The sequence below is a fragment of the Roseateles sp. P5_E11 genome (assembly GCF_054049355.1).
Map to the genome: position 1 here is coordinate 1 of NZ_JBFUMO010000508.1, position 4,251 is coordinate 4,251.

At 66.3% G+C, this 4,251-nt stretch carries 4 protein-coding genes and 1 pseudogene; 4 read left to right on the forward strand and 1 reads right to left on the reverse strand.

The annotated features are described in order from the left end of the window. From ACXJKR_RS25810 to ACXJKR_RS25820, 3 genes and pseudogenes are all read left to right on the forward strand, one after another. Nucleotides 1–230: pseudogene (locus ACXJKR_RS25810) on the forward strand (peroxiredoxin); the annotation flags it as partial. A 140-nt stretch (nt 231–370) separates the two neighbouring features. Next, nucleotides 371–1,927 carry an alkyl hydroperoxide reductase subunit F gene (ahpF, locus tag ACXJKR_RS25815; protein ID WP_457325234.1) on the forward strand — a complete coding sequence of 519 codons (1,557 nt, stop codon included), beginning with the start codon at nt 371–373 and terminating at the stop codon, nt 1,925–1,927. A 57-nt stretch (nt 1,928–1,984) separates the two neighbouring features. After that, nucleotides 1,985–3,148, forward strand: a complete 1,164-nt coding sequence (locus tag ACXJKR_RS25820; RefSeq protein WP_457325235.1) for a hypothetical protein — start codon at nt 1,985–1,987, stop codon at nt 3,146–3,148. Here the strand turns inward: ACXJKR_RS25820 and rarD are convergent. After that, nucleotides 3,078–3,944: an EamA family transporter RarD gene (rarD, locus tag ACXJKR_RS25825; RefSeq protein ID WP_457325236.1), complete on the reverse strand. Its 867-nt coding sequence runs from the start codon at nt 3,942–3,944 to the stop codon at nt 3,078–3,080. The genes ACXJKR_RS25820 and rarD overlap by 71 nt on opposite strands. An 89-nt stretch (nt 3,945–4,033) precedes the next feature. Between rarD and ACXJKR_RS25830 the strand changes: the two genes are divergently transcribed. Beyond that, nucleotides 4,034–4,251: MoaD/ThiS family protein (locus ACXJKR_RS25830; RefSeq protein ID WP_457325237.1), on the forward strand; the 218-nt coding region annotated here is incomplete at its 3' end.

Consider the following 4,251-nt stretch of genomic DNA (forward strand, 5'->3'; position numbering starts at 1 on the left):
TCCCCGAAGAAGGCCTGGCACTGCGCGGCAYGTTCGTCATCAACCCGGACGGCGTCATCAAGACCGCCGAGATCCACTCCAACGAGATCGCCCGTGACGTGTCGGAAACGCTGCGCAAGCTGAAGGCTGCCCAGTACACCGCCGCCCACCCCGGCCAAGTCTGCCCGGCCAAGTGGAAGGAAGGCGCTGCCACGATCGCCCCGAGCCTGGATCTCGTCGGCAAGATCTAAACAGCCATGCTGTTCGTCAGGAACCCGGGAGGGTTCCTGCCTTCTGCAGAACCAGACAGGTTCTGCTGAAAGGGCCTCCGGCATCGGGGACCCTTTCAGCAGTGGCCCGCCCCGCCACGCCTCACTGAAAGGACACCACCATGTTGGACGCCGCACTGAAGACCCAGCTCCAGGGCTACCTGGACCACGTCAAGATCCCCTTCGAGATCATTGCTTCGCTGGACAACTCCAAGTCCAGCGACGAGATGCGCGAGCTGCTCGAAGAGATCGCCGGCATGCACGACAAGATCTCGCTGCGTACCGATGGCGTCGACACCCGCACGCCGTCGTTCCTGCTTCGCCGCACGGGCACCGAGCAATCGCTGCGCTTTGCCGCCATCCCGCTGGGCCATGAGTTCACGTCGTTGGTGCTCGCGCTGCTCTGGACCGGCGGTCATCCGCCGAAGGTCGAGCAGGCGCAGATCGACGCCGTCAAGGCGCTGGACCTGGATCTCGACTTCGAGATCTACATGAGCCTGACCTGCCACAACTGCCCGGACGTCGTGCAGGCGCTGTCGCTGATGGCCATCGTCAACCCGCGCATCCGCACCACCGTCATCGACGGCGGCCTGTTCCAGAGCGAGGTCGAGGCGCGTGACATCATGGCCGTGCCGGCCGTGTGGCTGAACGGCCAGCCTTTTGCCTCGGGCCGCATGTCGCTCGAGGAGATCGTCGCCAAGCTCGACACCGGTGCGGCCGTGCGCGACGCGAAGAAGCTGGATGCCGAGGAGCCCTACGACATGCTCATCATCGGCGGCGGCCCGGCCGGCGCTGCAGCGGCCGTGTACGCAGCGCGCAAGGGCATCCGCACCGGCGTCGCCGCCGAGCGCTTCGGCGGCCAGGTCAACGACACGCTGGGCATCGAGAACTACATCTCCGTCTCCGTGACCGACGGCCCCAAGTTCGCCGCCGCGCTGGAAGGCCACGTCAAGGACTACCAGGTCGACATCCACAACCTGCAGCGCGCCGAGAAGCTCACGCCGGCCGCGCAGCCGGGTGGCTACGTCGAAGTGGAACTGGCCAACGGCGCCAAGCTCAAGGGCAAGACCGTCATCCTGTCCACCGGCGCGCGCTGGCGCAACGTCGGCGTGCCCGGCGAAGCCGAGTACAAGAACAAGGGCGTGGCCTACTGCCCGCACTGCGACGGCCCGCTGTTCAAGGGCAAGCCGGTCGCCGTCATTGGCGGCGGCAACTCGGGAGTCGAGGCGGCCATCGATCTGGCTGGCATCGTCAAGCATGTGACGCTCGTCGAGTTCGGCGCCGAACTGCGTGCCGATGCGGTGCTGGTCAAGAAGCTGCAGAGCCTGCCCAACGTGACCATCATCGTGAACGCGCAGACGACGGAATTCACGGGTGGCAGCAACGGCAAGCTCGACGGCCTGAACTACACCGACCGCATCAGCGGCGAAAGCAAGCGTGTCGAAGTGGAAGGCTGCTTCGTGCAGATCGGCCTGGTGCCCAACACCGAGTGGCTGCGCGGCACGCTGGAGCTCAGCAAGCATGGCGAGATCATCGTGGACGCCAAGGGCGCCACCTCGCTGCCCGGCGTGTTCGCCGCCGGTGATGTGACGACCGTGCCCTTCAAGCAGATCATCATCGCCGCCGGCGATGGTGCGAAGGCGGCGCTGGGGGCCTTTGACTTCCTGATGCGCAGCTAACGCTGGCCCACCTAGACTTCCCTCCCAGCGCCCGGCAAGCGGCGCAAGGGAGGTCACATGAAGGGATGGGCGTTCTGGTTACCCCTGGCGTTGCAGCTGGGGCTGGTGGCTTGGCTTGGCTGGTTGGTGCACAGAGTGCGCCTCGGCAAGCAGAGGCAGGACGCCCTGCTGGACGAACTGGCGCCTGGAGAGGGATGTCGCTGGTTCCGCATTCAGGTGTCGCGGCCCGAGGCCTTCGCCCGGCGGCTGAAATGGTTGCCCTTCGAGGGCTCCGGCCTGTTGCTGGATACGGGTGATGCCGTGCGCGTCGTTGCCCATCTTTGGGATGGCGAGCGGCTGGATCGGCTCATGTCCAAGGCAGCGCTGCAGATCGAGTGGGCCGGCGGCAACGCCCTGAGTAACCCTGTCCACTGGCTCCGTTTGAAGGGCCGCGGTGACGAGCTGATGGTGGCCGCCGACGTGGGCATGAATGCCCATGCCTCGCGCGACGGCACGGCCGACCTGTTCCGGGCCCTGCTGCCCGGCAAGCCTTTGCCGCCGTTAGCGATGGGAGGCTTCGCGCTCGACAAGAACCGGGCCTCGGCGATCGCCACCGGCGTGCTGCTGGCGTTGTTGATATTCGCCGGTGTCGACGCCATGGCCAATGACCATGAACTGCTGTCCGAAACGCCGTTTGCCGTCGTACCGCTGTTTGGCGACCTGGCGGTCCTGCCGCTGATAGGCGTTCTGTTGGCGTTGCCTCTGTTTCCCGTCCTGCGTCGACATCATGTACCGATGGCCGAGTCGGCAGGGGTGACGTTCCTGATGATCATTGCCATGGCGATTGCCGCGGTTCCCTTCGCCAAGCGCCTGGACCAGACGCTGGCTCCCGCCGCCCAGTCCGCGGCCTATCGGCTGGTGGGCGCCACATCGCTGCAGCCCGTGCAGCCAGGCTTGCCAGCGCTGCAATTTCCGGAGCTGAAGGAATATTGGGCTCAGTTCGAGCGAGGCTCCGAGCACTCGTTCATGCTGGTTCATGGCCCGCTGGGCCTGTGGCAGCTCGACCGCGGTCCCCTGAACGAGAAGACGCGTGACTTCTATGCCAATGGGGCCAAGGCTTCGGCAAAGCCGGCTGCCTCGGCACCCATCGCGCCGGGAAACGAGCAGCTCGTCAAACCGCGCGCGGACGCCACGCCAGCCGCAAGCCATCCAGCGAGTACAGAGCCAACGCCGCCCAGATGAAGCCGAAGGCGATGAGGCGGCTCGCGTCCATGGGCTCGTGGAACAGGAACACCCCCAGCAGGAACTGCAGCGACGGCGACACGTACTGAACAACGCCCAGCGTCGCCAGCGGGAGGCGCCGTGCGCCGGCCGCGAACAGCAACAGGCTGCCGGCCGTGACCGGGCCGGTGCCGATCAGCCAGGCCCAGTCCACGGCCGTCTGGCCAGCCATGCTGCCGTCCTGTGACCACCAGATCAGCCCACCCGCGGCCAGCGGCGCGAGGATGAGGGTCTCCAGCGTCAGGCCTTCGATGGCACCCAGCTTTGCCGTCTTGCGCATCAGGCCATAGAGACCAAAGCTCACCGCCAGCACCAGAGCCACCCAGGGCAGCTTGCCGCCGGCCACCGTCAGCCACAGCACGCCAAAGGCCGCCAACCCCACGGCCAGCCACTGGATGGGCCGCGGCCGTTCGTGCAGCACCGCAAAGCCCAGCGCGACGTTGACCAGCGGGTTGATGAAGTAGCCCAGGCTGGCGTCGATGACATGGCCATGGCCGACGGCCCAGACATAGGTCAGCCAGTTGATGGCGATCAGCGTGGCCGACAGTGCAAAGCGCCGCCAGGTCGCCGCGCTGACGTCCTTCAGCCAGGACAGATTGCGCGTCACCAGCAGCACGACGGCCACGAAGGCCAGCGACCACAACGTGCGGTGGGCCACGATCTGCAGCGCGGGGATGGAAGCGATCTGGCGGAAGTAGAGCGGGAACAACCCCCAGCTCAGATAGGCGCCGAGGGCGAAGAGGACACCGGAATTCATCGGCCGCATTCTGTCCGTGCGGGTAAGCCCGGGGATATTTGAGGGATACGAGGTCGTCGAATTCGATGGCCGTCGTTCGTCGTGCATCCATGGCCCTTGTCGAATTCACCCCCCAACTGCGCCGCTTCGTGGACGCGCCTTCCTGCCAATGCGAGGCGTCCACGCTGGGCGAAGCCCTGCATGCCGCCTTTGCCGAGCAGCCGCGGCTGCGGGGCTACATCCTCGACGAGCAGGGCCATCTGCGCGTCAACGTGGTCGTCTTCATCGACGGCAAACGGGCGCGCGACCTGCGCGGCCTGAGCGACCC